We start from the raw sequence: 6,693 nt of genomic DNA, 5'->3' as shown, positions 1-6,693 counted from the left end.
AAGGAAAAACAAATGAAAACTTTAGAAGAAATGCAAGCTATGGATGAAGAAGCTATAAGGGAGTTAGGTTGGGAGTTTTTTAGACTTGTTAAAAATAATAAACTTAAAGAAGTTAAAGAGTTTTTAAAAGATTATCCCGTGCCTGAAGTATTTTTAGAGAAACGTCGTAAGGTATATTGGTGTAATCATCCTATACCTTTTTTTAATCCTAGTTCTACTTTAGCTTGGGCAGGGATTGCTTATGATAAGAGTCAAAGTTTTGAAATGATGGAGTATTTTGAGAGTTTAGGACTTAAAGCTGATGATGAGTGTTTAGGAAATAATGCCCTTACTAGTTATATTGGAGTAGGTGGAAAAAATAAAAAAATGATTGATTATTTTTTTAAAAAAGGATGTAAATTTGAAGTTTATGATGAAAAAGGTGCCACCCCTTTGCATTCTTGGATATTGCTTGGTGATCCTGAATCTGTAAATTTTTTAGAAGTGGCTTTACAATTTGGTGCTGATGTAAATATGAGAAGGATTGAAACAGAACATGAAGATAGTCATATCGATGCCGGGGAAACTCTTTTACATATAGCTGCAAGATCTGAGAAAAAACCTATTGGAACTTGTTTGGAAATTTTGATCAAATATGGAGCTGATGTCAATGCTGCTAATTGCACTATCAATGAAACTAAAGATGATAAAATTGATTATTTTGAACCTGCTACTCCATTAGATAGAGCTATTTCTTTTGGGATAAATAAAAATAAAACAATCTTAAAAAAAGCAGGTGCTAAGACTTGGGAACAATTGGTTAAAGAATACAATATTGATACAAGTTTAGAGGAACCAGAACAAATTAAAATGTATGAAGAAAGAAGAAAGATAAAAAAATAATAAAAAGGAGGATTTTTTCTTGAAAATTAAATTTCATGATGTTAAATTTTATATTAAAGAATTTGAAAGTGTAGATATTATCGGTGGTTATATTGCTTTTTATGCACCTGTGAAAGAGCATTTAGAGGTAGAAAAAATTCAAAACGATCAAAATCCACAAGAAGAAATCCTGCAATTTAACAAAGATAACTCCCAAAAATATCTAAAAAAAACCAACCAAGAAAAAGAAGAGAAAATCGCACAGCTTGGACTTAACACTAGCGAAGATATTAATAAAGAATTTGATAAGTTGGACAATAAGGCTACTCCTATTGGAAAATTTGTAAGAAAAAATTATAAATATGATATATTTTATGATGTTTATACAAAAAAAGGTGATTGCATAAAAAAAATTCCTATAAAAAATGGTGTCGCAAAAATAGAACAAGGAACTTTAGAAGATTTTTATGGTGGTGATAACCCACAATGGTGTCTTATACCTAGATTACTTCCTGAAGATGATAATAAAGATTTTGAATTTGATCCTGTTCCTATTTTAAATAGTAGCTTTGTGATTTTAGAATTAGCAAACTGCAAGCAAAAAACTCTTACTTTTCAAAGAAAAATAGCTCAAATAAATAATCCAGATGATTTTAAGTTTCAAACACCTGAAGAATTTAAAGAAATGCTTAATAACAAAACAACCTTTGCTGCTTATGGTGGCAAAAAACAACAAATAGAAGATCTTATAAAAACTGCCAAATTAAAACTTAAAATGTTAAAAAAACTTGAGCCATCAGAAATTTCTAAAAAAACTAAAGAAAGCTTGATAAAAAAACAACATGAAAAAATTGAAGAATGTGAAAAAATAAAAATAGATCTTGAACAAAATGAGAATAAAAAAATCACACCCAGTGTTATAGGAGATGCGGGAGAATACATCACCTCTTTACTTTTTAAAAAAAGATCTACACGCCATTTGAGCAATCAAAGAAAAATTGATGCTAATTTCAATCTTCATAGTTTTAATCATACTATACCTGATTTTTTAGTGATCATCAATGATATTCCTAGTTTGGTAGAGGTTAAAAATGTCCAAGTTCAAAGCTTGACAGAACAAATAAGCTTTGAATTAAAACTTGCTAGAGAATATGAACTTGATTATTTTTTCATATGCAATAACTATACACAATTAACAGAAAATCTTTCAGGAAGCGCATTGACTCTTCAAGAACATGAAGCATTGATAAAAAATAAAGACAAGGTGAAGGAATTTGATGAAGAGACAAAGGCAAAGAAAAAAAATACAGTAAAAGAGGTTTTAAGGTCAAAAGATAAAAATTGGTATAAAGTATCAGATGTTGGCACTTCTCGTTTGAGAAATTTTTCAGAAGAAGCTGGAGATCAAGGTTCAAGAAATGGCTTTATTTATCATAAACATTTACACAGAAGTATAAAAACAGTATTTAAAGAAATGTATTTACATCATATCAAAGGTGTAGCACCCAATAAAATAGTGATAAAAAGATTTGACTTAAATTATGAAGAAAAATTAGAAGAAATTTTCAACCAAAACCAAGAATTGCAAAAAAATTCTGGAATTGCAAAAGGATAAAGATGTTAGATAAAATAACAATCAAAGGATATAAATCTATAAAAGATTTATCCAAATTTGAGCTTAAAAAATTAAATATTTTAATAGGTGCAAATGGTTCGGGCAAAAGTAATTTTATTTCAGTATTTAAAATGCTTAATGCTTTATTTAATAAAAATTTGCAATTTTTTACACAAGATAAAGGACCTGATAATTTTTTACATTTTGGCAGAAAAAAGACTGAAAATATATATCTTGAATTTGCTTTTGGCAAAAATGGTTATTATGCTACCTTTGTTCCAACGAGTGAAAATAAGCTTATGATATTAAATGAATATATTTTCTTTGATGGAGACTATAAAGACTATAAAGAACCTATAGGAAGTAATCAACTAGAAAGTAATCTTTCAGATATAATAGAACGAAGTTATTCTAAAAAAGTAGCACAACATGTTCTAAATGAAATCAAAAAATGGAAACTTTATCATTTTCATGATACAAGCGATACAGCCAAGATGAAGGGAATGTGTGATGCAAATGACAATCTTATATTTAAAGAAGACGCACAAAATATAGCAGCTTATCTTAAGATGCTTCATGATAATCACAATAATCACTATGAACAAATTTTAACGACTATACAAGATATCGCTCCTTTCTTTGGAGGATTTATTTTTAGAACTAATGAAAATATACAATTAGAATGGTATCATAAAAATAATCCTGATACTCCTTTTAAATCCCATATGCTTTCTGATGGGACTTTAAGATTTATATGTTTAGCTACTTTATTGCTTCAGCCTTTTGAGTTGATGTCGGGAACGATTATTATTGATGAACCGGAATTGGGACTACATCCTTATGCATTAAAGGTTTTAAGTGAAATTATTAAGAGAGTGGCTAAAGAAAAGCAACTCATTATTTCTTCTCAATCTGTAGAACTGATAAACCATTTTGAAGCGCAAGATATTATAGTAGTAGATAAAGAAAACGATGAATCTACTTTTACAAGAATGGATGATGAAAAATTAGAAGCTTGGCTTGAAGACTATACACTTGGAGAAATTTGGGCAAGTAATCTTATAGGCGGGAGACCAAAATAATGATTACAAGATGTTATGTGATTTGCGAAGGACAAAGTGAGGAAAAATTTATAAATGAAATTTTAGGATCGTATTTTTATAACTCTAATGTTTATCTTACTCCACTTATAATACCTACATCTAAAGGGCATAAAGGTGGAGGACTTGCGTATGATAGGGTTGTTGATTTTATTGTTAAAAAATTAAAACAAGATTCAAAAGCTTTTATGACAACAATGTTTGATTACTATGGATTGGATAATAGATTTTTAAAAGAAAAACAATGTAATAAAAATATATATGAACACGTTGAAAAAATACAAGAAGAATTTGATAAAATCATTAAACAACAATGCGATACAAATAATTTTTTTAGCTATATACAGCCACATGAATTTGAAAGTTTGCTTTTTAGTGATATTACAAAAATAATTAAAGCAGATGCTGAATGGAATAAAAAACTTATTTATAAACTAGAAGACATTGTCAAAGAATTCGATAATCCAGAATTTATTAATAATAGTAAAGAAACAAGTCCTTCAAATAGATTAAAAAAGATTTTATCTTTTCCAAGCTATAATAAAATCTTGCACGGTGGAAGAATCGCTAAAGAAATAGGCATAGATAATATAAGATTAAAATGCCGACATTTTAATAAATGGTGTGAAAAAATTCATAGTTTAGGCAACAAAAAGGAAAATAGTGAAAAATAAAAATTTATTTCACAAGAATTTGAAAAAGGTTTTTAAAAATAGCAATAAAAACACCTCAAACACCTTCAGGAATTAAAATGAAACAAAATATAAGCGCTAATCAAGTAAGTTTTTACCTTTTTTCTACAAAAACCTTTAGCGATGAAAAATATCTTGATGCTTGGAGCTTAAAAGGGAATCGTTTAAATTCTCAAGATTGGTTTGAATTTAAACAAGCTAATAAAGGTAGTTTTTATAACAAACATTTAAATGATACTTTAAAAGCCATGCAGAAACTTAAAGCTTATTTTAGCATCGATAAATTTGAAGGTATAAATTTACATGGAAATGATGAATGGTGCGATTTTCTACCTTCAAATTATCTCCAAATTTACGATAGGCTATGTTTAGATAAAAGCAAATATATTTTACATAGATATTATCAAGAAAATGATTTAAGCGAAATAGGAGCACTTAAAAATCTTTCTCCTAATTTTCCTTTTTGGAATGAAAGTGGTGAAAATTTTTCTCAAAATCAAATCAATGCTTTTATAGATAAAGACAACTTAGCACCCTATTTCAATAAATATGATGTTTATTTTAACTCTTCGCTTAATTTAACTTTTAATTTCAGTGATGAAAGCTTAAAATATCTAGTTGATAATTATAATCATAGAATCAGTCATACTTTTATCCCAAAAAATCAAGAGCAACTAGAAAAAGAATTAAATTTAAGTAAAAATGAAAAAATTATTTTAGAACTTCAAAATATGTTTTTAGATCTTTGTAAAGGCATCAGTGCTGATTATGCTTTTATGGATTTTTCTTATTTTTTTTCAGGTTATAACTATATATTAAACTCTAAAGATAATGCTTTTAAATCTTATCCTGCCACCCAAAATACACTTATTTATAAAAGAAGTTTTAAAAAACATATAGAAAAATATGCGAATAATTATTTTTTAAATTACTATTCTAAAGAGTTTTTAAAAGAACTTGATAATCAAGAGTTAAATGAAGATAGACTTAATCATTATCTTATCAATTACACCAAAATCCCAAAAAAAGTCGAAGAAGAAAACATACAAGGCATACTTTCTAAACAAAAAGATATAGATATTAATTTTGTAAATTTTATAGATTATCAAGATTATGTTTATAACAATAAAGATGATTTTTGGAATTTGTCTTCAGAGGAAAATTCTATGCTTTGGGAAAAATTTTTAAGTAAAAATACCTTAAAACCTTTTCCTTTAAACTTTGATTGCTCCTTAGAAGAAAAATTTCTTTATGCTAAAGATGAGCAATTAGAAAACATTCTCAAATCTCACAAGGCTTTTCATGGCTAGAAAAAGAAAGATAACTATTCCTAGAATAGAAGATATTAATGTAACTCTTGATACTTCTTGTTTGCATCCTATATTGGAAGATAATACTTTATTATGTTTACATGGAGGTAGAGTTAAGTTAAAAGCAAAAAAGGCTAAAAGAATAAAATATAATAATGTTCCTATTATGTTACACGATGAAATACAAGGAGCTAGTATAAGTGGATGTTTAAATCCTCCAGTAGCTGGAGGACCTTGTACTAAAGTTGCTTTGGTATTTCCTTATACTTATTCAAAGCATAAAATCAATAATAAATATTCCGTTTATCAAATGGGCTTAATAGGAGTAAGTAATAAAGGCTATCCTGTACTTTCTATACCTAAAAAGAATAAGATTAAATTTGCTTTAGCTAAAATACAAGCTAATCCTCTTGCTAAGATTAAGTATGATAGGATAAGATGGCAAGGGATAGGAGATAAATTAGGAGCGGCACAAAAAAGCAAAGAGAAAGCAAAAATGCTTTTATATTTGGAAAATGAAAATAAAAAAGGTAAGGTAAGTGATAAAGAAGTTCATCTTTACAAACATAATGGAATATGGCCTAAAGATACTCCAAAACCTAGAAGTTCTGATTATATTGGTGAAAATGGTAAGATTAAATATCCTGATGATGATGGTTATAAAATTCCACCTAAACCAAGAGAAATCACTCTAAAAAAAGGGGCAAAACTAGACAGATATGGGGATAATTCAGGCGGTTTTGTTTGCCCTTTTAAGGAGAAAAAAGGAGCGATGCCTTATGAAAAAAGATCATTGCCCTATGAAAATAATGAAGTAATGCAAAAAACCTATAAAAGATATGAAGTATTAGAAGATATTAATATGGAAAGTATTGATAGAAAGGTTGAGATGAGTGGGAATGATAAATTAATAGAAAAAATTAAAGAGTTAAAAGCAAAAAACAAATTCCATTCCCCAAAAATAGGTAAAATATCTCCACATTTTGAACAAGAAGGCAAAGGAACACAAATTAAACTTCCTATTTCCATAGAAAACTTAATGCAATTAGGTTTTATCAAACAAATATAATAATAAAGGATAGAAAATGACAAGAGAACAAGCAGAACTAATTATA

The 6,693-nt window shown here is 27.7% G+C and carries 6 protein-coding genes; all 6 read left to right on the top strand.

Features of this window, described 5'->3' with window-relative positions; genetic code table 11:
* Positions 1 to 12 precede the first annotated feature (12 nt).
* On the top strand, positions 13 to 882 hold the full coding sequence (locus AJ932_RS08325; RefSeq protein WP_070289020.1) for an ankyrin repeat domain-containing protein: 870 nt from the start codon (positions 13 to 15) through the stop codon (positions 880 to 882).
* 19 nt (positions 883 to 901) lie between these two features.
* Positions 902 to 2,476 carry a putative toxin gene (locus AJ932_RS08320; RefSeq protein ID WP_070278733.1) on the top strand — a complete coding sequence of 525 codons (1,575 nt, stop codon included), beginning with the start codon at positions 902 to 904 and terminating at the stop codon, positions 2,474 to 2,476.
* Between the two features lie 2 nt (positions 2,477 to 2,478).
* Positions 2,479 to 3,558, top strand: coding sequence for an AAA family ATPase (locus AJ932_RS08315; RefSeq protein ID WP_053872818.1), 1,080 nt, complete (start codon positions 2,479 to 2,481; stop codon positions 3,556 to 3,558).
* Positions 3,558 to 4,250, top strand: coding sequence for a DUF4276 family protein (locus AJ932_RS08310; RefSeq protein WP_002881708.1), 693 nt, complete (start codon positions 3,558 to 3,560; stop codon positions 4,248 to 4,250). The genes AJ932_RS08315 and AJ932_RS08310 overlap by 1 nt, the downstream gene beginning before the upstream one ends.
* 77 nt (positions 4,251 to 4,327) lie before the next feature.
* Entirely contained in the window at positions 4,328 to 5,578 is a 1,251-nt protein-coding gene (locus tag AJ932_RS08305) for a hypothetical protein (protein WP_070278731.1), read from the top strand.
* Complete coding sequence (locus AJ932_RS08300; RefSeq protein ID WP_083263177.1) at positions 5,571 to 6,647, top strand: TNT domain-containing protein; 1,077 nt, start codon at positions 5,571 to 5,573, stop codon at positions 6,645 to 6,647. The genes AJ932_RS08305 and AJ932_RS08300 overlap by 8 nt, the downstream gene beginning before the upstream one ends.
* Positions 6,648 to 6,693: the final 46 nt, after the last annotated feature.

The organism is Campylobacter sp. BCW_6873, from assembly GCF_001762365.1.
Classification (GTDB): domain Bacteria; phylum Campylobacterota; class Campylobacteria; order Campylobacterales; family Campylobacteraceae; genus Campylobacter_D; species Campylobacter_D jejuni.
Note: the sequence above shows the minus strand (reverse complement) of the source record. Positions and strands in the feature narration are given on the sequence as shown.

Bases quoted from the DNA above. Each gene is read 5' to 3' on its own strand.
- AJ932_RS08325 (WP_070289020.1), top strand. From the start codon at position 13: ATGAAAACTTTAGAAGAAATGCAAGCTATGGATGAAGAAGCTATAAGG.
- AJ932_RS08315 (WP_053872818.1), top strand. From the start codon at position 2,479: ATGTTAGATAAAATAACAATCAAAGGATATAAATCTATAAAAGATTTA.
- AJ932_RS08310 (WP_002881708.1), top strand. From the start codon at position 3,558: ATGATTACAAGATGTTATGTGATTTGCGAAGGACAAAGTGAGGAAAAA.
- AJ932_RS08305 (WP_070278731.1), top strand. From the start codon at position 4,328: ATGAAACAAAATATAAGCGCTAATCAAGTAAGTTTTTACCTTTTTTCT.
- AJ932_RS08300 (WP_083263177.1), top strand. From the start codon at position 5,571: ATGGCTAGAAAAAGAAAGATAACTATTCCTAGAATAGAAGATATTAAT.